Consider the following 23,716-nt stretch of genomic DNA (forward strand, 5'->3'; position numbering starts at 1 on the left):
GCCGGCGTTGCTGTCTGTCGTGGACGGTTCCTGGGGATTGATGCGCAGCGCGATGCGGGCGTCGGACGCGCCCGCCGCGGTCCGGCGGGGCACGTTCCGGCGGGTGCTGGGCTTCGCCCGGCCCCACCGGGCCAAGCTGATCGCGTTCCTGCTGCTCACCGTGGTGTCGGCGGTGCTCGCGGTGAGCACGCCGGTGCTCGCGGGACGGGTGGTGGACGCCATCGTCGGCGGCCGCGACGTGTCCGTCGTGGTGTGGCTGGCGGTGGTGATCGCCGGGATCGCGGTGGTGGACGCGGGGCTCGGGCTGGTCGAGCGGTGGCAGTCGGCGCGCATCGGCGAAGGCCTGATCCACGACCTGCGCCGCGCCGTGTACGAGCACGTGCAGCGGATGCCGATCGCGTTCTTCACCCGCACCCGCACCGGCGCGCTGGTGAGCCGGCTGAACAACGACGTGATCGGCGCGCAGCGGGCGTTCACCTCGACCCTCTCCGGCGTCGTCACCAACGTCATCCAGCTGGGCCTCTCCCTCGGCGTGATGTTCACCCTCTCGTGGCAGGTGACCGCACTCGCGCTCCTGCTGCTGCCGGTCTTCGTCATCCCGGCGCGGCGGATGGGCGCCCGGATGGCGGACCTCCAGCGGGAGGCGGCCACGTTGAACGCGGGCATGACGACCCAGATGACCGAGCGGTTCTCCGCGCCCGGCGCGACGCTGGTCAAGCTGTTCGGCCGGCCGGAGGCCGAGCTGGACGAGTTCGGCGAGCGGGCCGCGCGCGTCCGCGACATCGGCATCCGCACGGCGATGGCGACCCGCTGGTTCATGACCGGCCTGACGCTGGTGTCGGCGCTGGCCACCGCCCTGGTCTACGGGCTGGGCGGCTCGCTGGCGCTGACCGGCCACCTGGCCGCGGGCACCGTCGTCTCGCTCGCGCTGCTGCTGACCCGCCTGTACTCGCCGCTCACCGCGCTGGCCAACGCCCGGGTCGACGTGATGACCGCCCTCGTCTCGTTCGAGCGCGTCTTCGAGGTCCTGGACCTCAAGCCCGTGATCGCCGAGCCCGAGCGGCCGCGCCGGGTGCCGGACGGCCCGGTGTCGGTCGAGTTCGACGACGTCCGGTTCGCCTACCCGGCGGCCGACAAGGTCTCACTGGCCTCACTGGAATCAGTGGCCACGCTGGACACGCGCGGCGGCGAGGAGGTGCTGCACGGGATCGGCTTCCGGGCCGAGCCCGGTCAGCTCGTGGCGCTCGTCGGGTCGTCCGGCGCGGGGAAGTCGACCATCGCCTCGCTCGTGCCGCGGCTCTACGACGTCGACTCCGGCGCGGTCCGGCTGTCCGGTGTGGACGTTCGCGAGCTGTCGTTCGAGGCGCTGCGCGGAGCCGTCGGCGTGGTCACCCAGGACGGCCAATCGTCTCATGGGGTTTGACAACACCCATCCTCGCAGGTCAGACTACGTGCATGGTCAGAGTGCTACTAGCTGAGCGGGTCTCCCTGGACAAGGGAGAGAAGACGGACAGCATCGAGCGGCAACACCGGTTGCACGTGGAGCGGATCGAGCAGGACCGCGCCTCAGGACTGGACATCGATGTCGTAGACGTAGCCGAAGACCGCTCGGTGAGTGGCGACATCCCCTTGCACGAGCGGCCCAAGTTGAAGAAGTGGTTCACGCCGGAAGGGCTGGAGCAGTGGCAGCAGCTTCGCGTGACCACACAGGACCGACTGAGCCGCAACGACATGCACGCCATGTCGTTTGCGTTCAAGTTGGTCTTCGAGTGGAACAAGGATCTCGTGATCCTGGACGACCCCACTCTTGATCTTCACACGCCGGAAGGTCGAGCCATTTTCCATGTGAAGTGCATCGGGCCTCACCGGGAGCTGATGCGGATCAAGGCGCGGGCTGCGGACAGCATCCTCACCCGCCGCTGGACCGAAGCGTGGTTGGGTGGCATCGCCCCAGGCGGCTACACCACGACCACGAAGCGACTTCCTGACCCCGTCTCGGGGGACATGAAGAAGCGGAAGGTTCTGATCCTGCATGAGCCGACGATGACCATCATGCACGAAATGCGGAACTGGTTCCTCGAAGGTGAGACCTATCTGGGCATCGCCCGGAGGCTGAACGCCCGAGGTGAGCTGACCATCAAGGACTGGTGGCGCAAGGAACACGACATGGACTTGCTTGGTTCCAAGTGGACTGACTCCACCGTCAAGCAGCTCCTCACGTCCCCCTCGTCCATCGGCATCAAGATGGACGGCAAGAAGCCCATGCACAATGAGGACGGAAGCCCGTTCCGCATCGCTGATCCCGTCTTCGAAGACGAAGAGTGGAGCAGCCTGCAAAACGCCGTGGCGACACGGTCGAAGGCTCCGTACCGAGTGAACCAGACTTCTCCCCTTCTCGGAGTCGTCTACTGTGGCAAGTGCGGTTCCCCCGCCTACCGGATCGCCAACGTGCGACCGCACAAGACCTACCACTACTACCGTTGCCGGAACTTCGACACCAAGTGCCAAACCTCGCTTCCTGCCGAGGATGCGCTAGAGATCGTCGAGCAGACGTTTCTTGAACGCGAGGCCAGGAACGAGATCCAAAGTAAAGTGTGGGTGCCCGGCGAGGACCACACGGAGCGCCTGAAGCAGGTCCGAGCAGCCATTGAACGGCTCGAACGGGAGAAGGACCTGCGCGCGACGTGGGACGACGAGGACGAGGAGCGCTTCCTCACCCGCATGGACAAGTTGGTGGCTGAGCGCAACGAGCTGAAGGCGTTGCCCCAGCGGGCATCCGGTTGGGAGTTCAAGGGAACCGGCGTGACCTATGGGGAGGTCTGGGCAGCGGCGTCGGAGGAAGACCGGCGGAAGCTCCTGCTGGATAGGGGCGTAGAACTCCGACTGCGCGGGAAGTATCAGTGGGAGGTCTTCATCCCCGACGACTGGCCTTCCCGGACGGTTGAGGCCGCGTAGCGCAGCCGTCCCATTCAAACGAAAAAGACCCCCACCGGGTTCACCCGGTGGGGGTCTTCGTCTTGGAGTAGCTTGTGGTCGTCCCTCCCCACGCGCTTGGGGAGGGGCATCTACCGCTTGAGGAACGCTGCGGAGTCGCGGTCACCGACTCCAGCCGCCGCAAGGCCCCTCAGAGCCTCTACGACAGCCGCACCAACGCCAACCCCAAGGGCTAGCTTCCAGTCCACGTTCAGGGCGTCCACGACGCCGTCAGCCGCCAGGACGCCTACCGCGCCGGACGCGAAGGCGGACACGACTCGCTCAGCAGCGTCACGCCAGTATGCAAGGGTAAACATCAGGGTCCAATCCAGATGGGGATGAGCGCCACGACCACGCCGACGATGAGCGGCAGGACGAGGGCGGTGAGGATGAGCCGGCGGTCTTGCGCCCTCAGGCGGGCCGTCTCGATTTGGGCCGATTTGGCGTCGGCCTGGTCGCGTTCCAGCTCATCCACACGATGAGCCAGGCGTTGAACTTCGAGATCCTGACGAGCCATGTAGGTGGTCAGCGTGGACGTCAACCCGCGTAGCTCGTCGTACAGATCCTTGATGCCGATGACGTAGCCCTGTGGTTCGTCCCCCATAGGAAGACCTCCTAAGCGAGGGCGAACCAGAAAGCCTGGTTCGACTTGGTGAAGGTGCCGTCAGTGAGGTTGAGCGGCGAAGGCAGCGTGGTCTGAGACCCCTTGTAGAGGCTCAAGGGCACCTCGTTGATTAGGTGCTGAGCGCCTGTGCCCACTGCGGTTGAGGACATCTTCGGGGCGGTGGTCCACCCTGTACCGAGGAAGGCAATCGCCACGTAGTCCCCGGCGGCAATCGCGATGCTCGACAGCGTCAGGTGCTTGATCCCCGCACTCGTCACGTTGGCTGCGACGTTGAACGATGCAACTTCGGTGAGGCTGGATGCATTCGAGCCTGTGTAGAGCTTGATCGTGTAGGCCCCTGAACCAGTGGCCGCGGCAGGGAAGCAAACCCGAAGGTCGGTCGCGGTGAACGACTTGGTGCTCTTGGTTGCCGCCAACGACGTGAAGCCGTTGGAGGTCTCTTCTCCCCACCAGCATTCGTTCCGCGTGTGGGTACTGATCACGTCTCCGTAGAGGAGTGTGTCCGATGCCGTCGTTGGCGCGTAGCTGTCGCCACCCACCGACGCCTTCAGGCTCTCGATCTCGGCGTACACGGTGCCGTTGGCACCGCGAACCCCCTGATTGGTCTCCAGGGTGCCCACGTCGGCTTCCAGGGCGCTCACGCGCGTTCCCAGGGCGCTGTTCCCGGTCGTGCCGTTGGTGGTGGCTGACTCGACCGTGGAGAGGCGCGTACCAAGCGCTGTGTTGCCAGTGGTCGCGTGCCCCGTGATCGTCTCCAGGGACGTAACCCTGGTTCCGAGCGCGGTGTTACCCGTAGAAGCGTGCGTGGTGGTGCTCTTCAGGGTGCCGATCTCTGAGTACACCGTGCCGTTGGCACCCCGTGTACCCTGATTCGTTTCCAGAGTGGTCGTTCGCGTGCCGAGCGCCGTGTTCCCTGTAGTTCCATCGGTCGTTCGGGTTTCGAGCGTAGTGACCCGAGTTCCCAAGGCCGTGTTGCCTGTGCTCACATCGGTGGTGCGAGTTTCAAGCGTCGTAGTCCTGGTGCCCAGCGCTGCGTTGCCCGTGCTGACATCGGTTGTGCGGGTCTCCAAGGTGGTGACCCGCGTCCCCAGGGCGGTGTTACCCGTAGAAGCATGGGTGGTGCGGGTCTCTACCGTGGTGGTCCGGGAATTCAGATCCTGGATGTTGTCGATGAGCTTGTTGTACTCAGCCGCCGAAGCCACATCACCGGGAACGGCGTCCTGCATTGGCACGATCGCCATTTACTCACTCCAAATGAATGTCTGGTCCCAGCGGCCGTACTGCGGCGAGTTCCATAGACCGATGCCCGGAGGGCGGATCATCTCGACCGTCAGCGTGTCGGTTAGCCCGGTGCTCAGGTCGAAGAAGCGGCGGATTCCGTAAATCTGAACAGTGGACTCTTCACCCAGGCCCCCGGCGTCGAGAATTTTCACTGTGTCGCCAAGCTGAAGACGGGGATCTCCCGCAATGGCGATTGCATCCGTCACCGGACTGGGCGAACCCGTACGCTTCTTCAGGGTCTCAAGCATTTGAGTGCTTGAGAACGTGTCCTGGTACCACTCGCCTTCAAGGGGGAGGTTCCTAGGCCCGTACAGGGCAATGGACTCTTCGTTGCGGGTGTACTCGTGCGTGGTCCCGTCGTCCACGATGCGGGTTCCTTGGAAGCGCATCGCCGCCGAACCTGAGTCGGTAGCGAAGCGAGCGGGGTAGGCGTAGCTGTTCCAGACCTCAACCTCTAGGTACCCCTCGCCTGTGAAGTATGCATTCACCTTGAACGAGTCCGTGAAGTTGAAGCCCACGTAACGTTCCGCCCAAACCCCATCCACCAACCACTGAACCACGTAGCCGTGGCTCGCGTTGTCGTCCCAAGTAGGCCACGGGTGGCCCACGGCCGTCGAGTACCGCTGAAGCAAGAAGGTCAGTGGGCTTAGCACATCGTCTCGCCAGATACGGAACCTGGTGAAATTACTCGGCGCACAGATGAACTCGTTGGCATCGCCGGACTGGAACATCGGCCCCACCGGAAGCGCCCGCTTGCGGCGGGCCTGAACGGTGTAGATGTTCCGTACAGAGTCGAGTGTATTGGTGATCTCGATGTTCGAAGCCTGGTCCAACGTAATGGTTCGGACGATGTCCGCCTGCTTGTCCAGGATTGATTCGTAGTTCAGGAAGCGGAAGACGCCTTCCTCGTCCCAATACACAGACCCGAACTCGGCGGAAGCAACCCCCGTGATCACATCCCAAGCGTCTCGTACATCGTGGGAGGGCATATGGGAGAATCGGTTGAGGCCGCGGTCGAGTACGGCGGCGTACTTCGAGGGCCGTACCCCGATTTCCGGATCTAGGCCGAACAGTCCCGATAGGATGCTTCCATAATAGATGTCGCTCATGCTGACCGAATGCGCGATGGTCACGCGACCTTCGATCTCATCGTCGTCGTTGCCAAAGGAGATCGCCGCGACGCTAGTGAACGGGGAGCTATTCGTCCCCACTTGCAGGCGCACCGCCCGGGTGAAGCCTCCGATGTTGTGCCACTGGGCACGCACGTTGACGTTCGGCTGCCCACTCGGGATGCCGACCCAAGGCGACCAGACCGTGTACGAGTTGGCGTTGGGATCGAAACACCGGATGCGGAGACTCCCGGTGTTGACCTGAATCGTCATCCGGACGTAACGGCCTACCTCAACTTCGATGAGGTTATGTTCCGGCATGGAGTAGACGGCGCTGGCATTGGGGCCGTTCATGTTCAGCGTGAAGCCGATGAAGTGGAGGCGGTTGGCGAAGATATTGTTCCGGTCGGCTACCCAGTAGCGCAGGATTCCTTGCTTGGTGGGGTCGCCGTAGGCGTGGCTCACGGGAGTGCCGAGCCCGTTGAGGCCCATCGGCCTCGGGGTGTCTGAGGCAACCTGTGTATTCCTCGGGGCCGACTCTTCGAACATCGGCGTGGTATTGGCCGGAAAGCTCATCGCGTTCGGGTTGTCCAGGTACCCGATTGTGGGCAGGTAACTTCCGTTCCCGGTCAGATAGAACATGACGCCCATAGTCGGATCTTCGGAGAACGCTTCGTCTACCAACTCTTGCCGGGTCGTCGGCCGATACGGGGTCGGGGATGTATCGCACAGCCGAAGGCAGTGGTCAACAACCCAGTGGGAGCGAACCCACTGCGAATCGGTCTCGCCGTAGGCAATGTGCTCGTCGGACACAGCCCAGGGTGGAAGCTGGATCGGAACCCGTAGCTTCTCGACGCGGTCGAGTGCCGTAATCTCCACGGTGCTGCTCGCCCGGTTGGGCGTGATGGTGCGGATGTTGCCTACGAACTGCTGGTACCAGACGGTACCGATCGCGGTCTCTACACCGATCGAATACTTGATCTCACAACCCAGGACATCCTTGAGGTAGAACGGGCTGAACCCGTTGTACGGGCTGAAGATGGCGGTGAACGGGTGACCGTTGTACTCGCCGCTAAGCGTAGTAATCAACTCGGCTGCGGCCGAACCTTCGATCAGAAGCAACTCTTCGGGTACCGAGCCGCGAAGGTCACGGTCGGTCGATACCGATGAGACGTAGGCGCTGAGGTCGGAAAGCACGTGGTCGTACTCTCCGTTGTTGTTCCAGTCCACCAGCAGGGAAACGTGAAACCTGCGCTCACTGCCGGTGATGGCCGTTTCTGCGGCGTCACCGCCATGCGTAAACAAGTCTCACGCCTCCATGAGGGTCAGAGAGCAGTCGGTGAGGGGGAAGATCCGTGAGCTTCCCGATAGCTGGTCCAGGAGAACCACGGGACTTCCGCCACCGACCTCGAAGGCCGTGGCGGTGTCTCCTGGTTCGATCTGCGGAGCTGCCAGCCGTACCGGCTGGGTGTCGTCCTGGTTGACGAAGTTCAGGACTGCACCGCCAGCGCCAGCAGGCGGGGTGATGGTGAACGAGAAGCGCTCCCACGAGGTCGTGACCGCGACGGGGTAGCGTGCCGAGGTGGACAGGTAGTCCTGTCGGGATACCCCGTACCAGTCCAGGCAGAGTTCAACAGAGGTAGCCGCTTCGCCCTTGAGGTAGAGCGACACCGTGATTTCCTCGTCCGGTAGGACCGGAGTGGGGATAGCATCATCGAAGCGGGTGAACGCCTCTTCTCCGAAGGTGCTGATGCGCAGGGACCGCGCGCCGGCCCCGGCTGCGTTCGGCCAGTCGGTTTCGTACCGGTAGGTGCCGGGGTTTCCGGTGATCCCGCCCTGCGTGCCCGCAATGACGAGTGTGGACGCCTGTACCGATAGCCGGTTCTTCTTCATCGGGTTTAGCAACCTGAACGGACCTTGGATCAGCCGGGCGTGGAGCGCTTCTAGCCACTGGTATTCCGAGGGGTCCAGGTTGCGCCACTCGAACGAGTAGGAGTAGCGGTGCCCGGTCACGTCTAGCGTCCGGGCACCACTTAGGCCCTGATGGAAGCCGCCGAAGCGGGTCAGGGTGATACCGATTCCTGGTTCCGGCACCTCAAGGGCACGGACATTTCCCAGCGGGCCGAGGTACCACGTTGCCGGTTCCACTAGCCTCGCCGTGCCTTTCGGAGGTTGGACTTGTTCACCATGCGGGCGACGCCGTTGGCGTCGAACTCGATGGACCAGCCGGCCATTGCTTCCGCGATTCGGTCGCCGAGTGACCCGAAGTCGTTGTCGTCAATGACGCCGTTCCACGTGTTGTCGGCGGCCAGGTTGGTCGCACCGATTGCATCTTCGATTGCTCGCACGGCCGAAGGCGTACTCTGCTCGATGCCCTTGGCCCAATCGCTAATGAGAGCCCGACCCGAGTACAGGGTGTACCCCCTGCCCGAGAATGGGCCTTCCTTTGCGGGCGAGAACGGGAACAGGTCGCGGACCTGGCTCACGATGTTGAGCGCCGCATCCTTCACCTTGCCGACCATCGACTTGATTCCGTCGATTAGGCCGTTCATCGCCCCTTGACCCGCGCCGAATAGCTGGCCGGCGAGGTTCCCGATGGCGCGAATGACCTCCAGTGGCAAATTGATGAAAAACTGAACGACAGCTTCGATTCCGAGCTGTACGATTCCCTTGAGAACGTCGAAGCCGCCACGGAAGATTTGCTTCACGGCATCTACGGCACCTTGCGAGTCGCCCTTCAGAAGCGCTGTGAAGAGCTTCACGTGACCGATAATGAAATCGAGCACGCCCTTGATGATTGTCTCGATATGCGGCCAGACCTCAGCCACAACTTTCGCGGCTTCACGGAAGATCGGCAGGAGAAATTCCGCGCACCAGCGGTACACGGCTGCAATCACCGGCACCAATTCGGCCACCGCACCTACTAGATCCAGGACGTATGGCATCAACTCGGATACGGCGTTCAGAATCCCGGGAAGCGCATTCTCGGCAAACTCGATCGCGATGGGCACCAGCTCGGTTAGGATAGAAAGCCAGGCGGTAAAGGCGGACTGCACCAATTCGAGCAAGGCGGGCAGCAGCGGTTCTATCGCAACGAGCAATCCGGTTACGAACTGAAGCAGCAGGTCAAAAAGCGGCTGGAGCTGCTGAAGCGCCATGAGCAACGATTCCGTCAGAATCGCCGCGAACTGCCGCAGAAACTCCAGAAACGGGTTTATGAAGGGCCAAAGCGCCTCAAGCGCTCCGACGACGACGGTTCCCAGGAATTGGGCCAGCAAAACGAGCAGGGGCTCTAGCGCTTGAATGGCCTCGACCAGCAGAATTCCGATGAAGCTAGCGAGCATCGCAAAGGCTGGCTGGAGAGCCGTTAGGATGGGGGCAATCGTCTTTAGGGCCTGCCCCAGTACATTCCCGACAAGGCTGGAGATCGACGTCAGAATGGGCATTAGTGCGACTAGAGAAGCGCTCAGTCCATCGATCAGTCGGACGAGAGGGCCTGTGAGCTGACCCATCGCCCCAACGCCGGCCTCGAACAGCTTGATCGTCAGACTCAGCGCCGACTCAAGCACCTGCGAAAGACCATTCATCGCGGTCTCGAAGACGCCGGTACTCGTAAGCCGACTCACCGTTTCGCGGAACTCAGCGGCGGTGTTATTCATCAGCCGCGAGAGGAAACCGAGCGACTTGGCCCCGGCTTCGGCTAGCCCGAGAATGGCGGCTGTAAAGTCGGCCATGAAGGGCTTGATGTTCGTGAAGAAGGTGCCGACTCCGGCAAGGATCGTCTCAAGCTGCTTCATTCCGGCTGCGGACGAGACGACATCAACGAAGCCGGCGAACATATTGGACAGCCCGACCGCGACCTTGTTCAAGCCGACTTCGAGCACGCTCATTACTGGGATGAGCTGACGGAACAGAGGGGTTAGCCGATCCTGGAAGGTGGCGCTTAGGCTCGCCTTCATCCGTTCTACGGATGGGCCAAGAACGCTTGCGGCCTGCTTGATGCCGTCCATGCCCAGGGCCACCGCTGCGAAGGCAGCGCCTGCCACGAAAAGCAAGGCGGGTAGGCCAGCCAGCAGTGTCGAGAGGAGCGCTACGGCTGGTGCGGCCAGAACGGTGATTGCGGAAGCGAGCAGGGCGGTTCGGCCGGCCATGCCGCCGAACGAATTACCCGCCGAGGTCGCTGCTTCTGCGACCTCGGATAGGTTCTTCTTTGTCTTGTCCAGGTCAACGTCAACCTTCGCGGTTCCCTTGGTTGCGTTGATCTGCTTCTTCAGTGCCGCAAGCTGAGCCCGGACACCCTTCGTGTCGAGTTGGACGGGAACCTTGACCTTGATTCCCTTGACGGACTTGGTTAGCTGTGCCTGTAGTTCCTTGCGGAACTTCGAGGTATCCGGAACAACCTTGACCGATACTTTGCCGACATTTGCCTTAGCGCCTGGGCTCGTCATCTACCCTCCCCTGGCACGCCTAATCGCCTGAGTTCGGGCCAACCAGGGATTTGTCTTCGACTGAGATGCGTGAGCCTTCTTGGGCCGCTCAATGGGCTTGGGGCGCTTCGGCTTACGCTTGGAGTTGGCAGCCACGAACGCGTACGTCTGATCGTGTACGGCGTCGATTAGGGCTGCGAGGAAGTACCTGTCCACTCCCCACCCGTTGAACTGTTCGCCGCCGCGCATCGCGGCGACCGTGCGGGATTCAATGGGGAGTTGTCTGATGTGAGCCAGCAAGTACAGGGGAGACCAATCCCTGTATGCCTCTACGAGGTTGACGCCGTAGTACTGGCGGAAATCTGCAAGGATCGCCTCGCCGTGCCTGTCGAGAAGGCGGGCGAGGACTACGCTTCCCCCGCCTGGGTCTTCTCCGTCCACTTCTCGAAGAGCACCTGGTATCGAAGAAGGTCGTCACCGAGGGCTTGAACGAGCTTGTCTCCGCGGCCGTTTGCGGTCACGGTGCGCAGGACGTATGACATCGCGTCAACGATTTCGTCTTCGCTTACGTCGGCCTCGTCTACGTCCTCAAGGGACTTCAGTGCGGCGGTGACGGAGTCCCGCTCGTCACGCGGGCAGCGCAGTAGCGGGCGTAGCTCGAAGCGCTCGCTGTTCGCTTCGAAAACCAGCGGGCCGTATCGCCTGTCAAGCTCGGCCTCAAGGGCTTCGAGGGTAAAAACTTCGGACATGTGGCGGACCTTTCAAGTCTGTTTCGGTTGGCGGACTGCATGTGAGAGACAGGCGCGGAGTCCGCCAAGAACCGCGCCTGCCGAGCCATTACGAGACGTTCACGCCCGTGTCAGAGCTGATCCAGGAGAAGAGCGGCGATCCTGGGTCCTTGAGAAAGGTGGCTCGCAACGGCATGAACGCGAACTCATCAACGGCCAGCTCGATAGCGTCTTCGCGTCGGATGCTCGCCTTGGTGGCGTGGAAGCCAATGTTCACGTCGCCGTCTACAACGACGATCAGGATTGCCTTCTGAATCGGCGTGGACGGGGCTTCCTGGACCTCGAATACCCCGGGGGTCGAACCTGGGTTCGTCACCGAGTAGTAGAGGCCAAGAGCCTGCTCATCGAACTGGTGGGCGTTGAAAGTGACGTAGTCGCTTGCAACCTCGGTGGTGACCTCACGAAGGGATGCGTTCTGCCAGCTCCCCCTTAGCTCGGTCTCTCCGCCGTCGAAGCCGAATACGGGAAGCTCGTCCCGGGCGGTGTGACCCAGCGTTTCGTAGGTGGCAAAGCCGGTATCTGGGTCGAATGCCGCCACTGCGGACGGCGTGGGAGCGGCGGTGCCGGGTGGGGCCACATAGATGTAGCCCCGGGCCGGAGTAATAACCGCATTGTCGTTAAGTGCCATTACGGGGGTCCTAGGATCTCGGCGGCCTGAGGCCAATCTCAATGAGTCCCTGAATCCGCCACGTGTCGTCATAGCCGGAATCGAACTGCGTCGGCCCCATCGTTTCGTTGGCCGAATGCAGATAGCCGGCAGGCGTCAGAGTTTGCCTGTCAACGGCATCCCAGATTGCTTGACGTGCGTCGAGAAACAGGTTTTCGCACACGATCAGTCCGCCCTGTGCGTAGGCGGTCAGCTCGATCACCGGGAGATCGAGTCGATTTGGGTCTCTCGCGATTCCGCCGAGACGCCTTACATTGAGGATGGGATAAACCCGGTCATCCACGTCGGGTACCCAGGAGGTGACTGTGACGCCGGGAAGCGCGGTGCGCAGAATCGGAATCAGAACCTCTTGGATACGCGGCATCTTGCGCGCAACCACGGGTCCTCCAAGCGCTACGGGATCAGCCCCGATGCGCGGTGAATGATGTATAGGCCGTTGACCCAGCGACCCGATACGTTATGGAGGTGGCCGAACTCCAACGGAGCCGCGGCGTCTCCGACTAGAGAAATCTCGTAGTCAAGGAAGCCGTACTTCTCCTTGAGGTTCTTCTCCATCTCGATCTTGTGATCACCGGTGATCCGGTGTGGCAGCAGAAGCCGCTGCGCCTTTGCGCGGATCTTCTCTGCGGCGTCCTTCACGGCATCCAGGACTTCAGGGCGCTGTGAGATGACCTTGTTCATTGCCTTCTGGCCGATGAGCTGTACTCGGTTAGCCATTAGGTGCGCCTGATGATGTAGTCGTAATGGGCTGTGCGCCTTGAGCCGTTGAAGTAGCGGGCATCACCGATGACGCTGTATCGAACGCCTCGCCACTCGACCTGTGCCTGTGCGCCGAGTAGGAAGGGGAAGCTTCGCGGCAACCTCAGGCGGTAGACGGCTTCGGTCTCGAAACCTTCGTTGTCCTGCTCGGACCTGCGGGACGAGGTTCCCGACTGTGCGAGGAGTTGAACGGTCGCCCTGGTGGTGACTCCCACTGAGCTGGCTCGGCGGCTCACGTTGCCGTCAGAGTCAATCCACTGCTCTTCCTGGTAGACGGTTACGGTCTCCCTACCTCGGTCTAGGAGCGTCATGTACGGAACTCCGTCCATTCAGGCCCTAGCTCGCCGTCCCAGGCAGGGAGTTGGTCAAAAGGGGTTGTGGCGTCTTCCCACGGGTGGAAGGACAGAGGCCCGTAGGGCTTGAGGTAGGGGCGCACCGTGTAGGCCCCCGACTTAACGCCGAGAAGCGTCCACTCACGGGCCATGATGTCGAGCCGACCGGAGGCAACCCGCTCGTCAATCTGATAGCTGTAGTTGCCGTCCGTCTCGGAACGGAACCCGTCCGGGTTCTTGATCAGCCGCAGGATTGCATCGGCTTCGACCATCTTCACGACATCCTCGTCAAGCACGCCGTCTGCGATCCTGGCGTCAAGATCGGGAAGTCTGGACTTGAGGAGGAGTTCGACATCGTTAAGGCGAACTGTGACGATCTGACTTTCGGACTCGTCCAGGTCGCGCCCTAGTCGGGCCTCCACATCCTCAACGGTTGCGTAGGCCATGTGGACTCCTACCCGTTCTTAGGTGGCCTGCCTCGCCGGGCAGGCTTGGGGGATTCGGCCGGCTCGTCTTCGATGCGTCGCCAACCGAACGTTGATTCGAGACGAGCGGCCTTTTCCTCGCTCACCTCTACGATCGAGCCGCGTTCGGCTCTCATGCGGACGCTCACGGCGTCAACCTCTCGATTGCTGCGACCCAGGCGGTCAACTCAGGCCGCGGGTCTAGTTCTGCTGATCGCTCAAGGGCGCTGAGACGCGCCCGCTCGTAGATCCCCGGGGCGCTGAGCACCCGGAGAGCGACCTCCCAGGCGTCTGGGTCGTCCCTATCCACGAAGATCCCCCGAGGCCCTTGTGACTCCAGGAGTCCGGGCGTCGGGTGTGCGATGACTGGGATGCCTGAGGCGAGGGCTTCGACCCCCGCCATGCCGTACGACTCGTAGACGGAGGGCATGAGGAGCACGCGGGTTCGACACCACACCTGTTCCCGCATCCGGTCCGTGTGGTCCTGGATGACGACGTTGGGGAGGTCTCGACGCACGACCTGTTCACCGTGGCCCCCGACGACGCCTAGGAAGCGCTGATCGGGCATCCGGCGGGCCAGGTCGTAGAAGAGGTCTGCTCCCTTGTTCCGGTTGAGGTTGACCAGGGTCACTGCGTAGCCCGGCACCGTGCGGTGCTGCTCCGCGAAGACAGGGGGGTGGACTACGAGGTTGTTCGGCGCTCGCTCCGCGAACTTGTCCCGCATCCACTCGGTGTTGAAGACCACGAGGTCCGGGCCGAGGTCGAGCATCCCGGGGGTTCCGGCCAGGTCGTTGTGCATGAGGAAGGCAAAGGGGATCTTGAATTTGCGTGCGATCCGGGCGGCCCTGACCGTGTTGTCGTGGTGGGTCACGATCACGTCGGGACGCCAGTCCGCAAGGATCTGTTGTCCGTAGACCAGGTTCGTGGCGAAGACAGGCACGCCTTCGTAGGTGTAGCTCGGCGGTGCTTCAGGGAGCACCGTGGCAATGACTAGGACTTCGTGGCCCTGTGCTTGCAGCGCCTTGACCATCGCGTGAAGCATGGTTTCGGAGCCGGCACACCTGTGCGGCACGTAGAAGTGAACGAAGACAGCTACTCGCATTGGTGGACTCCTGCGAAATGCGGGGACACCACGAAGGTGTCCCCGCATTCTGATTAGCTGCCAGATGGGTTGGTGAACTTGACGAATGCGTCCAGATCACCCACGACCCAGCCAAAAGTGCACTCAACCAGAATCGCAACCTGGTTGGTCTGCCACATGCTGATGGTGTTCACACCATCGGTCAGCGTGGCCTGGTCGGTTACCTTGTACCGAACCTCGTCCGCAAAGCCCCAACGGAGCTGGGAGAAGTCGCCGCCGATCATCTGCACCGTGGACGCGGTAGCCGCGCCAAGGTCACCCTTGACGGCCTTGCCGTAGTAGGCAGGGAAGCCGAGGATGTTACCCACGGTGGAGTTGAAGTTGATCTGCGATGGGTTCTGGAGGTTGCCGTTCGCGTCACGCTCGGCACCCTCACGGATGAGGCGAGCACGGAAACGGGTGTCCACGGTCCAACCCGAGAAGTCGTGCACATCGGAAACCATCTGGTAACCGGTGATCAGCTCGTCGTACAGGTTGTTGTCGGTGACCGCGTCAAGGTTCACGACATTCGAGGTATTCACCAGGACGTTGTCCGTGTCGATGCCCTGGAGGGCACCGCCGCTGAGCGGCTGCTTACCGTGGAAAACGGCCAGGTCAATACCTCGCGCAATCGCGAAGGCCAGGTCATTCTGAAGCTTCGTGTAGAAGCCCTGCGGGTTGGTACGCGCGAACTCCTCCGATACCGTCACGATGGTCGCGAGCTTGATCGGAGAGAAGGACTTGGTGTCCCACGCGGTACCGGAAAGCGGCTTGAGTCCACCTTCACGCTGAGCGTTAGAGGTGCCGGTACCGACCTGTCCGACCTCGGGACGCGCGGTCTGGGTTGGGATTACGGTCTCGCCGTAACCGACTGGGATTCGCTCGCCCAGGCGAAGTACCAGCGAAGCTTCCTGCGCCTTGTCGAAAATGGGGCCGACAATGGTCTTGGGCAGGAGGTCATCAGGGACGTAGGCTAGACGGCCCTGGTGCTTCGTAGAGGTATTCGGGGCAAGCTCATTGATCTGAGCCATGCGGGGTTCTTTTCCTTATCGAGTGAGCTTGCTTTGAAGCAGAGCCGCGAAGGCGTCGCCGGGATCGGAGGAACTACCACCCGAAAGCCCGTGCGAGAGGTCAACGGCAGGAGCGGACTTGCCCGAAACGCCAAACATGTTCTTCAGGTTCTCGGCGTGGGCCTTCAGCTCGTCTTCGTTGGAACCCTTCAGCAGGTCCGCGAATGCGACAGCGGTTTCGCCAGGAACCCCGCTCGCTAGAGCGACCTTGAGCTTTGCCAGGTCGGTTACGGCCTGGTCCCGCTCGGTCGTGATTGCCGACTTCTCATCGGCAACGGTCTTGTACTTCGCATCAAATTCGGCCTGCGCCTGCGCGCGGGCCTCATCGGCTGCGGTCTGTGCCTTGACCCGATACTTCGCGGCCTCGGCGTTCGCCTCCGAAATAGCCTTCCGGCCCCACTCGGGCAGCTCGGCGGCATTCGGGGCGTCCTTGGTGGCGTCGTCGGACATGGCTGTGCCTCCTGGGCATGAAAAAAGCGCCCTCCAGGGGCGCTAAAGAATGGGTACGGGTCAGGCCGCGGCGGCAAAGTCCGCCGGGTTTACTTGGCCTCGGTCAACCGCGCGACGAAGCGCGTTCAGGGCGTCCTCATGGCCCTTGGTGACTTGCTTCCATAGCTCGTAGGCCGCATCGGCTTCTTCGCGGCCTTCCCAGTCGTTCACGTCGAAAACCGGGACAACCTTGCAGTCGCAACCCGGATGCCACTTGACCATCAACTTCTTGAAGGCCGAGTTAGCGTCGTCCAAGAGAGCAGCGTTGTCCGCGCTCGGACTTAGCCGGTTGTTGCGGCGAGCCGCCATGAGATTCAGGCCGAGGTCGAATGCATCGGTTTGGGCTCCTTTGAACCCGGCCGTGTCAGCATCGAGATATACGGCCCCTCTGGAGACCAGCATCAAGCAGAAAGCGCAGGTTTCTTTGCCTGTCGCGACGCGCGCCCAGCGAACTCCGAAAGGATCGCTTTGCGCGCCCTTGATCAGGAGCTTGCGACCTGCGTTCTCGACCTCTTTAGCGACTCTGAGCGCCGAAATGATGATCGCGCCTTGGTTGTCCTCGCCGTTGCCGAAGTGCTTCTCTGCGGGACGCAGAGCCTCTTCGAGCCATGCGAAGTCGTACCAAGGCAGGTCAACCGGGTGCGTGGCCTCGCCTACGTGTTCCACCCGCTTGGCGTCGTAGAACGCCCGCGCGAGGATCGCGGTCTGTCTGCGGGCCTCTACCACGGATGGGTAGATGCTGCGGAGGATGCCCAGCCAGGCCAGGGGGGTAAGAGGGACAAACCGGAACGGCAGGAGCACGGCCAGGACCAGGCGCACGAGGGCCGCCGTGATCGCGGCCTGCGCTGCGGTGTACTCGGTGAGGGTCACTTCGCCGGGGCCTTCTTCTGCTGGCTTCCGCCCGAGGCAGCTCCACCGCCAGGCGCACCGCCCGGACCGCCAGGACCGGCCCCACCCGCGAGGATCGCGTTGAGCTGGCTCATGGGGTCGTCCTTCTCCCACTCGCGCATCTGCTCACGCTGGATGTCGGTATAGCCCATTTCGATGCGGGCCTGCTCGGTCGGGATGATGTGAGCGGCGTGCAACTTCGCGACTCCATCGGCCTTCGCGGCAAACGTCGGCGTGCTTGGGTCGCGCCATACCGTTTCAAGCTTGTAGGCGTCCGATGGAACCGAACCGTCCATAGCGAGCATTCCGAGACGCATTGCGCGTTCCCACGCGCCGCCGAACATCCGCGCTTTGCGCTCGCTTTTCTTGACCAGGCGCGATTCGGCGCTCTTGATCGCCTCAGCCGAAGCGGGGTTCTCGGAGGAGAACGAAAGGTACTGGGGAGGAAGCCCGGTGTACGAGGCAACTTGCTTCGCGAGTTCCTGAAGAGCCTCAACGAAGTTGCGGAGATCGGCCGCGGAGTACTGAGCGATCTTGCCGTTCGAGTCCTCGAAAGCCAACATTCGGGCGTAGTACGCCTCTAGCTGAGCGCCTGGGTTTTCCGGATCGTTGGTGAACTCTTCAGCCGCAACGCCGAATAGAACGCGCTGCGGTACGGCCATGAGTTCGGCCGCTGCCTGGAGGTTCATCATGATTCGGCTCGCCGCGTCGGTGGCGCTCCGAAGCTCCGGAGTCATCTCGCTCTTGCCGAACGGCTCGGAAAGTCGCTCACGGTTGATGAGTGGGCTCACCAATGGGCGTCCGAGGTTGTGCTTGTTCGAGCTGATAACCGACCACTCGGCGTTCGGACGCTGCGACCTTCCGAGATAAACCGTCTCGTCGGGAAGCAGGAGTGTCACTCGGTCTTCCTGTGGGCTCTCCGGGGAACGGTAGAGCCTCAGCGCACGACGGATCTGGCGGGTACGCTGGTCGAGCGTGCCGACAAAGTGGAAGGGCGATTCGACTCTGATCAATGGAATCGTCGGGTCTAGGTCTTCGTCGTTCTCGTCGGGGACCGACACGGTGATGTACGAAACGCCGTGAATCATGGATTCGAGATGTCCGAGCGGAGCCTCTTCGTCCAGGGCGTTTGCCTGCCACCAATCCCAGAGACGTTCGTCGGCCTCTGCCTCGTCGCCCGAGCGGAAACCTTCCACGTCTAGACGTTCGTCAATCGCGTCCAGGTAGATTCGGCAGTAGCCGATCGCGGCGGTGAGATGCCGCATCTCCGGCGGGGTAGCTAGCCCCAGGGCTTTGAGTCGGTATTCGGCCTCGTAGTAATCCTGGTTTTCCTGAAGCGCGGGCTGCTGCGTGTTCAGAAGGTTCGTGAGGTCCGTGACGTCCTTGTCGTAGGCAGTGGTCATCGAACGATCACCACCCCACGGCCACGGTTGTTCTTGGACATCAGAAATTCCTGTCTCGCACCGAACGCAAGGACGGCGCAGACAGCGGCGTCGATCTTCCGGGAAGAGTTCTTGGTTGCCTTGCTGATCGAGATACCGAAGTTGTTCGGCCGCCGCACGGCATTGGTGACGTGACGCTTGAGAACTACAGAGCCGCCGTGCACGATTTCGCGCTCAACGACCGCGTCTTGGAACCGCTCGCACTCAAGCGTGAAGTTCTTGATGTTCGATCGCATGTCGTACGCGATTGGGTGCTTGGCTGTCGCCTTTACCTTGAGCTTCTTGCCGTACTTAGCGCCCCAGGCATCGACGTAGCTCTCAAACTCACGCACGTCCGCACGGAACGCGACAACGTCGAACCTGCCGAAGACCCAATCGACCGTGTCGTTGACATCGGTCCGCGGCACTTCACCGTTGTACTTCTCGGGATTCCAGACCTTGATGGGGAAAACCGCTGCGTCTTCGACGCGAACCGCCACAAGAGCAGTCCAGTCTTCCGACTTTGAGCCGTCGAAACCGAGGGTGATCCTGTCACCCTTTTCGAGCGGACGAAGCTTGGAGTACTGGCAGGCGTCCCATTCACGAGGCGACACCCAGGCGTCTTCCGCCGCGTTGACCTGGTTCAAGAACTTCCGGCGCGACTCGGTGACATCGTTCCGAACGTCAAGAATCGACTCGATGATGGTGTCAACGTCGAGCCATTCAGCGTCACCACGAGCTACCAGGAGTCCCTGACGTAGGCGCTCAAGTGCCCAGTCGTACGCCTCTTCGTCCTCCACCAGGTCGGCAAGCTCACCAACGGGTGTGTCGGGCGGGGCCTCAATCGAATCGTAGAGAAAACCGACATCGACGGCTTCGCCCGCCTGGACGGCTAGGTAAGCGTCCCAGTCCCGTTCAGCGTCGGATTCCTCGCCGGGCCTGTGAGCGTTGCAGATGGATAGCGACCGGCAGATGCCGTAAGCACCCTTGGTGACGTTACCCGCGATTACGTTAGCCATCTCGTGACCCGAGTTGTTCTCCTGCCACCATTGAGTTTCGTTCTTGATGACGAATGTCGGGCGCTTGCCCTCCAAGGAGAGCGGAGACGAGGTAACGGCCTCGATGATCCCGCCTGCGGCGGAATAAATGATGGTCTTGTGGATGTCCAAACCGAATTCGGTCCGCGTGTGCTTGGCGATCATCGCGGGAAACAGCATGAACGTGTTGCGGGTCTGGTCCTGGGACACTGCTGCGATCTGGACCCAGGCAGCCGCTTTGGGTTTCCCTACGGCATTCCCGTTGGCATCCCAGTGGCTAAATTGCACGGGTCCGCAAAGCTCGACTACCGCCATTGCTGCGGCAATCGGGTCTTTCCCCCATCCCTTAAGGCGACGCAGTAGCCCATTGCGGTAGACGAAGCGACCGGAGTGCTCATCGACCGCGTACCACCACAGCAAGAAACGAAACTGCTCGTCTGTTACGAGAAACGGCTGACCCGCCCGAGGCCCGCTAGGCTGGACGAGGTATTTGAACATCCAGTTCACGATTACGTCGCCCAAGGTCTTCTTGGGTAGATGCCAACCGCCCGACTTCCGGCGTTGCCAGGTCGGGCCGATTACGTAGCTCGGTGCGGGCTCTAGGTCGTCGTCGTTATCGACCACGTGAACCCCTATTTGATTGAGTGAGTCTGACTAGCAGGGCTCGAACCTGCGGCCTCCTGATCCCAAATCAGGCGCTCTTCCTACTGAGCTACAGCCAGGAAGTGTCCTTCGAGGGATTCGAACCCCCACTGACCACGTTCTAAGCGTGGTGCCTCTGCCGTTGGGCTAGAAGGACGGGGTGGCCGGCGGGATTCGAACCCGCACGCCCGGAATCACAATCCGGTGCTCTGCCCTTGAGCTACGGTCACGGTCGGAATGGAAGGAGTCGAACCCACGACACCCCGGGTGTAAGCCGGGTGCTCTTCCGCTGAGCTACATTCCGTGGTGGGGAAGAAGGGACTCGAACCCTCGCCTAGCCGGGTTATGAGCCCGGTCCTCTGCCGCTGAGGTACTTCCCGTTAAATCCGAGGCCGGCCCTGCCTGGTTGAAGTCGCGGCGGCTGCGTCTACCCGCGACCCTCGGAAAGCTCCCCCGCCTGGACTCGAACCAGGAACCCGCCGATTAACAGTCGGCTGCTCTGCCTTTGAGCTACGCGGGAAAGGTGTCACGAAACGACACCAAAGTTCTTGGCGCACATGTAGAAGGGGAAGTCCGTGCTGGCGTACATCGTGCCAAGTCCATTCGCCTTGGCGGCAACCACAAAACGAACCTGACCTGAGTCAAGATCGCTCGACTCGACCACGAATCCCCTGGGCGTCGTCAGATTCGGATACTCCGCCGATGGATCGGCGTACCAAGCGGGATCACCCTCCACCAGAGGCGTTGACGTACCGGTGGACAAGTACCTGACGAGCTGGCTCCCGACGATGACCGCCAGGTCCAGGAAGGCGTTCGACGCGTCCGAGCGCATCCCGTGCGCTCCGATCTCGACCCAGTGCCCTTCCGAGGCAGGAAGCTGGACCTCCAGCCCGGCTAGGGCCTGCCAACCACCCGACGTGTTCGGAAGGGTGATGTTGCCGGACGTGATCCGGACTGGTCGCACAACAAGCCGGGCGGACTTGGTGTCCAAGGCCGCTTGCGTAGCCGTCGAAATCGGCTTCGCCAGGTCGGCCGTGTTGTCCACATTGGACAGGCCCGCCTGGTCCTTGGTGTGGGTGTGAGAGAGGGCTGCCTTCGTCGCCAGCGCGGTCACTAGCTCCGCATCGGTGACATAGTCACCGGGGTCCTCGGGTGAGCCTCCCGAGGACAACGCCAGGGCGATGTTGCCCGAGGCGTCGGGACCGACGCCGTTGACGGACCGCACGGGTGTGAGCAGTTCTCGCTGTGGGACTGCTGAGACAGCCTTGGCGAGGTCAACCGTGGCACCCGAGGGCGCAGCGACGAACAGAACGGTCTTCCGGTGTCGAAGGTCGATCTCGACCCTGTAGAGCCAATTCCGGGGGGTGAGGTCTGCATCGTCGGTCGCAGGAACCTGTACCGAGAACGGACCGCTGACGTTGATGGCGATGGGCGACTGATTCAGTGCAACGGCGGGTGAGCCGGCAACCACCACGTGCGAAACGTTGGGGCGCAACGTGATGGTGCCCGTGTCTGCTGCTCCCGTGAAGTCACGGAAGTCCCCGATGATCGTAGCCGTTGAGACGTTGTTTGGGATCGGCATGTCTTGCCCTCTCGAAGCGGCGAAGACTGCGAAACTTGTTGCTACGCCAGGAGCTTAGCCCAGTCGTCCCACCAGACTTCGCCGTACCTGGTGGTGCCTGGCATGTGGGCGCGCTGCCATGCGGCGACCGCGTTGGCCGTGGGCTGCTCGTAGATCCCGTCCGCCCAGCCCGCGTAGGCGGGCGCGAAGCCCTTTCGCTGTAGGGCCTGCTGGATACGAACGATGTGAGGGCGTTCGTGGGGGTAGTAGCCCCCGTGGCTCTGGGCAGGCCCGGTGATCAGACCGAAGTACTCGTTCCTGGGAAGCGGCCAAGCCGGCGCACTCGGTGACGGAGCTGGACCAGGCGCAGGAGAAGACCCGCGGCCGAGAACCAAGCGGTCCCAGTCGTCCTTATACGCGCGGCCGGTCTGAGGTCGGCCCGCCGAAGCCTGCCAGGAGCGCATAGCGTCCGTGGTGGGCTGCTCCCACACTCCGTCAGCCCAACCCGAGTGGGAGGGTGCCTTGCCGGCTCGCTGAAGCGCTTGCTGAACCTGGCGGACCCAGACTCGTTCGCCCGGGGTGTAGCCGCCGTGGGACTCGTCGGGGCCGCTGATGTCCCCGAAGTAGTGCCCCGAGGGGAGAGGGAACTCTGTGGCCGGCGAAGGCGACGGACCAGGGGCGGGCACCTGCCCGCCCGCGACGCGTGGAATGATCACGTCCCGCGCCTGGGGGATGCGTAGGGGACCAGGGCAGGCACGAGGTCCGCCGGCCCATTCGTACGCGTAAAGATTGTGCCAGCCGATGCCGTTGCCGTACGCGCCGTTGGCGAGTCGCTTGGGGATGCCGTGGGCATCGCAGATCCACGCCACCAGACGAACGAGGGCGTTGACCTGAGCATCGGTCCACGGAACGTTCGGGTTGCCGCCGTCCCAGGTCTCGATGCTTACCGCAAAATCGTTCGCGTTGACATTGGCATCGGCACGGACGTTGGTATCAACGTACTGGTAGATCACACCGTGCTGGCTCACATAGAAGTGAGACTCAAGCACGATGCCCGGCGAATTCCAATAGCCCTCAAGGGACTCTGCGCCGGACACGGCGGTATGAAGGATGACGAGCCGCGGAGTGATTCGGTTCTGTTGGTACGACTCGGGGATCAGCCGATGGACGGCAAAAGGGCATAGAGCCATTGCGGGTGCCTTACGGGAGCTAAGTCCCCGCCACGCTCGCCCGACAAACGGGAAAGGGGATCGGGGCGTGACGGGAAAAAGGAGGCCGATCCGGGAGCGACGCGGAAGGAGGACACGCGCTCAACCGAATCGGAGTCGGTGTAGGCTCTTACCTGTGGGAGAGCAGGAGAGCGCAGATCAGCCGGTGCTGGATGATGAGGTGTTGTCCGGGGTTGCGGACAGCCTCTTGAAGGCGGCCGAAAGGGTACGTCAAGCTTCTTATAGCGCGCGACGGGACAGTAAGATTTACGACTTCAACGCCGCTTACGCACGCGATGACATCGCATCGGCGCTGAACTTTGTGGACCAGGCGCTTCCAAAGCTTCTAGAGCAGTCCGACGCAGCGAAGCGGGAAACTCGCCGGTGAGGCTTCTACTGCGCGGCCCGATCCCGGAACAGCGCCGCAACGTCGGCAAGCTCGTTCTTAGTCGTTTCGCGTTCGATCTCGATAGCCACTCGGCGGCGTTCGCCTTCGGTGAGCAGCAATCCGGTTAGCATCTGGTTCACCGTGGCTAGCATCTGACCGCTTGGCTTCGTGGATTTGAGCAAGCGGTCAAGGAAGTGCAGCGTGGCCCGAGCAAACTCCCAATCGGAAGGCTCGTAGTATCGCGCCTGTGCGGACTCGCCCATCGATCGGTAAAGGTCAACGGTGATCGGATGTGGACTCGGGAAGTCCAGCGGTGGCTGAAGAACCGTGCCGATGGCCGTAATCTTCTCGATCTGAACTTCGTCCTTGTTGCGTCGAACTCGTTCTTCGGAACGCTTCGGCACTGGACCTCTGTCACCCATGGTGACCAACCTCCTCCTGGGAGTATCTGAAACGATCCACCCGGG

General features: G+C 62.2%; 23 protein-coding genes, 6 tRNA genes and 1 pseudogene. 3 read left to right on the plus strand and 27 right to left on the minus strand.

The genetic code is table 11. The annotated features are described in order from the left end of the window. Positions 1-19: 19 nt before the first annotated feature. A pseudogene (locus AB0F89_RS18705) lies at positions 20-1,402 on the plus strand (ABC transporter ATP-binding protein); the annotation flags it as partial. A gap of 53 nt (positions 1,403-1,455) precedes the next feature. Further along, positions 1,456-2,955, plus strand: coding sequence for a recombinase family protein (locus tag AB0F89_RS18710; protein WP_367137877.1), 1,500 nt, complete (start codon positions 1,456-1,458; stop codon positions 2,953-2,955). A 110-nt stretch (positions 2,956-3,065) separates the two neighbouring features. Here AB0F89_RS18710 and AB0F89_RS18715 read toward each other — a convergent pair whose 3' ends face one another. The 26 genes from AB0F89_RS18715 to AB0F89_RS18840 all read right to left on the minus strand — a co-directional run bounded on the left by AB0F89_RS18715 (position 3,066) and on the right by AB0F89_RS18840 (position 22,843). Further along, positions 3,066-3,290 (minus strand): holin, encoded by a 225-nt coding sequence (locus AB0F89_RS18715; RefSeq protein WP_367137879.1) that lies wholly within the window; start codon positions 3,288-3,290, stop codon positions 3,066-3,068. Beyond that, on the minus strand, positions 3,290-3,577 hold the full coding sequence (locus tag AB0F89_RS18720; protein WP_367137881.1) for a hypothetical protein: 288 nt from the start codon (positions 3,575-3,577) through the stop codon (positions 3,290-3,292). Before AB0F89_RS18720 ends, AB0F89_RS18715 begins: the two co-directional genes overlap by 1 nt. Positions 3,578-3,588: 11 nt before the next feature. Further along, entirely contained in the window at positions 3,589-4,839 is a 1,251-nt protein-coding gene (locus AB0F89_RS18725; protein ID WP_367137883.1) for a hypothetical protein, read from the minus strand. After that, complete coding sequence (locus tag AB0F89_RS18730; protein WP_367137885.1) at positions 4,840-7,293, minus strand: hypothetical protein; 2,454 nt, start codon at positions 7,291-7,293, stop codon at positions 4,840-4,842. 3 nt (positions 7,294-7,296) lie between these two features. Next, entirely contained in the window at positions 7,297-8,136 is an 840-nt protein-coding gene (locus AB0F89_RS18735; protein WP_367137887.1) for a hypothetical protein, read from the minus strand. Then, on the minus strand, positions 8,136-10,436 hold the full coding sequence (locus AB0F89_RS18740; RefSeq protein WP_367137889.1) for a hypothetical protein: 2,301 nt from the start codon (positions 10,434-10,436) through the stop codon (positions 8,136-8,138). The genes AB0F89_RS18735 and AB0F89_RS18740 overlap by 1 nt, the downstream gene beginning before the upstream one ends. After that, positions 10,437-10,856, minus strand: a complete 420-nt coding sequence (locus tag AB0F89_RS18745; protein WP_367137891.1) for a hypothetical protein — start codon at positions 10,854-10,856, stop codon at positions 10,437-10,439. Further along, the gene (locus AB0F89_RS18750) at positions 10,823-11,164 is read right to left on the minus strand and encodes a phage tail assembly protein (protein WP_367137893.1); all 342 of its coding nucleotides are present in this window, start codon (positions 11,162-11,164) and stop codon (positions 10,823-10,825) included. Before AB0F89_RS18750 ends, AB0F89_RS18745 begins: the two co-directional genes overlap by 34 nt. 88 nt (positions 11,165-11,252) lie before the next feature. Further along, the gene (locus AB0F89_RS18755) at positions 11,253-11,741 is read right to left on the minus strand and encodes a hypothetical protein (protein WP_367137895.1); all 489 of its coding nucleotides are present in this window, start codon (positions 11,739-11,741) and stop codon (positions 11,253-11,255) included. Positions 11,742-11,841: 100 nt separating this feature from the next. Further along, positions 11,842-12,249: a hypothetical protein gene (locus AB0F89_RS18760; protein WP_367137897.1), complete on the minus strand. Its 408-nt coding sequence runs from the start codon at positions 12,247-12,249 to the stop codon at positions 11,842-11,844. A 14-nt stretch (positions 12,250-12,263) separates the two neighbouring features. Continuing rightward, the gene (locus AB0F89_RS18765) at positions 12,264-12,587 is read right to left on the minus strand and encodes a DUF5403 family protein (RefSeq protein ID WP_367137899.1); all 324 of its coding nucleotides are present in this window, start codon (positions 12,585-12,587) and stop codon (positions 12,264-12,266) included. 349 nt (positions 12,588-12,936) lie between these two features. Then, positions 12,937-13,407: a Gp19/Gp15/Gp42 family protein gene (locus AB0F89_RS18770; RefSeq protein ID WP_367137901.1), complete on the minus strand. Its 471-nt coding sequence runs from the start codon at positions 13,405-13,407 to the stop codon at positions 12,937-12,939. A gap of 163 nt (positions 13,408-13,570) precedes the next feature. Continuing rightward, on the minus strand, positions 13,571-14,575 hold the full coding sequence (locus AB0F89_RS18775; RefSeq protein WP_367137903.1) for a glycosyltransferase: 1,005 nt from the start codon (positions 14,573-14,575) through the stop codon (positions 13,571-13,573). 5 nt (positions 14,576-14,580) lie between these two features. Next, the gene (locus tag AB0F89_RS18780) at positions 14,581-15,576 is read right to left on the minus strand and encodes a phage major capsid protein (protein ID WP_367137905.1); all 996 of its coding nucleotides are present in this window, start codon (positions 15,574-15,576) and stop codon (positions 14,581-14,583) included. Positions 15,577-15,591: 15 nt separating this feature from the next. Then, positions 15,592-16,065: a hypothetical protein gene (locus AB0F89_RS18785; protein WP_367137907.1), complete on the minus strand. Its 474-nt coding sequence runs from the start codon at positions 16,063-16,065 to the stop codon at positions 15,592-15,594. A gap of 60 nt (positions 16,066-16,125) precedes the next feature. Next, a complete protein-coding gene (locus AB0F89_RS18790) occupies positions 16,126-16,974 on the minus strand; it encodes a hypothetical protein (RefSeq protein WP_367137909.1) in 849 nt (282 codons plus the stop codon). Continuing rightward, the gene (locus AB0F89_RS18795) at positions 16,971-18,395 is read right to left on the minus strand and encodes a phage portal protein (RefSeq protein WP_367137911.1); all 1,425 of its coding nucleotides are present in this window, start codon (positions 18,393-18,395) and stop codon (positions 16,971-16,973) included. Before AB0F89_RS18795 ends, AB0F89_RS18790 begins: the two co-directional genes overlap by 4 nt. Next, complete coding sequence (locus tag AB0F89_RS18800) at positions 18,392-20,074, minus strand: terminase TerL endonuclease subunit (protein ID WP_367137913.1); 1,683 nt, start codon at positions 20,072-20,074, stop codon at positions 18,392-18,394. The genes AB0F89_RS18795 and AB0F89_RS18800 overlap by 4 nt, the downstream gene beginning before the upstream one ends. Positions 20,075-20,099: 25 nt before the next feature. Next, positions 20,100-20,172: transfer RNA gene (locus AB0F89_RS18805), tRNA-Pro, on the minus strand. 4 nt (positions 20,173-20,176) lie between these two features. Then, positions 20,177-20,249: transfer RNA gene (locus AB0F89_RS18810), tRNA-Leu, on the minus strand. 2 nt (positions 20,250-20,251) lie between these two features. After that, a tRNA-His gene (locus AB0F89_RS18815) sits at positions 20,252-20,322 on the minus strand. 2 nt (positions 20,323-20,324) lie between these two features. Further along, positions 20,325-20,396 (minus strand) — tRNA-Val (locus tag AB0F89_RS18820). Beyond that, positions 20,397-20,472 (minus strand) — tRNA-Met (locus AB0F89_RS18825). It abuts the tRNA gene before it with no gap. A gap of 68 nt (positions 20,473-20,540) precedes the next feature. Beyond that, positions 20,541-20,612: transfer RNA gene (locus tag AB0F89_RS18830), tRNA-Asn, on the minus strand. A gap of 6 nt (positions 20,613-20,618) precedes the next feature. Further along, positions 20,619-21,674, minus strand: a complete 1,056-nt coding sequence (locus tag AB0F89_RS18835; protein ID WP_367137915.1) for a hypothetical protein — start codon at positions 21,672-21,674, stop codon at positions 20,619-20,621. A gap of 41 nt (positions 21,675-21,715) precedes the next feature. Beyond that, entirely contained in the window at positions 21,716-22,843 is a 1,128-nt protein-coding gene (locus AB0F89_RS18840; protein WP_367137917.1) for an N-acetylmuramoyl-L-alanine amidase, read from the minus strand. Between the two features lie 154 nt (positions 22,844-22,997). Here AB0F89_RS18840 and AB0F89_RS18845 point away from each other — a divergent pair, with 154 nt between their 5' ends. Continuing rightward, on the plus strand, positions 22,998-23,249 hold the full coding sequence (locus tag AB0F89_RS18845) for a hypothetical protein (RefSeq protein ID WP_367137919.1): 252 nt from the start codon (positions 22,998-23,000) through the stop codon (positions 23,247-23,249). A gap of 5 nt (positions 23,250-23,254) precedes the next feature. On the opposite strand, the gene AB0F89_RS18850 is transcribed toward AB0F89_RS18845, so the two are convergent. Beyond that, complete coding sequence (locus AB0F89_RS18850) at positions 23,255-23,653, minus strand: hypothetical protein (protein WP_367137921.1); 399 nt, start codon at positions 23,651-23,653, stop codon at positions 23,255-23,257. Positions 23,654-23,716 lie beyond the last annotated feature (63 nt).

It is taken from the genome of Saccharothrix sp. HUAS TT1, assembly GCF_040744945.1.
Taxonomy (GTDB): Bacteria; Actinomycetota; Actinomycetes; order Mycobacteriales; family Pseudonocardiaceae; genus Actinosynnema.

What these genes read in the sequence shown, in the direction of transcription:
- AB0F89_RS18710 (WP_367137877.1), top strand. Translation starts at nt 1,456, where the DNA reads ATGGTCAGAGTGCTACTAGCTGAGCGGGTCTCCCTGGACAAGGGAGAG.
- AB0F89_RS18715 (WP_367137879.1), bottom strand. Translation starts at nt 3,290, where the DNA reads ATGTTTACCCTTGCATACTGGCGTGACGCTGCTGAGCGAGTCGTGTCC.
- AB0F89_RS18720 (WP_367137881.1), bottom strand. Translation starts at nt 3,577, where the DNA reads ATGGGGGACGAACCACAGGGCTACGTCATCGGCATCAAGGATCTGTAC.
- AB0F89_RS18725 (WP_367137883.1), bottom strand. Translation starts at nt 4,839, where the DNA reads ATGGCGATCGTGCCAATGCAGGACGCCGTTCCCGGTGATGTGGCTTCG.
- AB0F89_RS18740 (WP_367137889.1), bottom strand. Translation starts at nt 10,436, where the DNA reads ATGACGAGCCCAGGCGCTAAGGCAAATGTCGGCAAAGTATCGGTCAAG.
- AB0F89_RS18750 (WP_367137893.1), bottom strand. Translation starts at nt 11,164, where the DNA reads ATGTCCGAAGTTTTTACCCTCGAAGCCCTTGAGGCCGAGCTTGACAGG.
- AB0F89_RS18765 (WP_367137899.1), bottom strand. Translation starts at nt 12,587, where the DNA reads ATGGCTAACCGAGTACAGCTCATCGGCCAGAAGGCAATGAACAAGGTC.
- AB0F89_RS18770 (WP_367137901.1), bottom strand. Translation starts at nt 13,407, where the DNA reads ATGGCCTACGCAACCGTTGAGGATGTGGAGGCCCGACTAGGGCGCGAC.
- AB0F89_RS18775 (WP_367137903.1), bottom strand. Translation starts at nt 14,575, where the DNA reads ATGCGGGGACACCTTCGTGGTGTCCCCGCATTTCGCAGGAGTCCACCA.
- AB0F89_RS18780 (WP_367137905.1), bottom strand. Translation starts at nt 15,576, where the DNA reads ATGGCTCAGATCAATGAGCTTGCCCCGAATACCTCTACGAAGCACCAG.
- AB0F89_RS18785 (WP_367137907.1), bottom strand. Translation starts at nt 16,065, where the DNA reads ATGTCCGACGACGCCACCAAGGACGCCCCGAATGCCGCCGAGCTGCCC.
- AB0F89_RS18795 (WP_367137911.1), bottom strand. Translation starts at nt 18,395, where the DNA reads ATGACCACTGCCTACGACAAGGACGTCACGGACCTCACGAACCTTCTG.
- AB0F89_RS18835 (WP_367137915.1), bottom strand. Translation starts at nt 21,674, where the DNA reads ATGCCGATCCCAAACAACGTCTCAACGGCTACGATCATCGGGGACTTC.
- AB0F89_RS18840 (WP_367137917.1), bottom strand. Translation starts at nt 22,843, where the DNA reads ATGGCTCTATGCCCTTTTGCCGTCCATCGGCTGATCCCCGAGTCGTAC.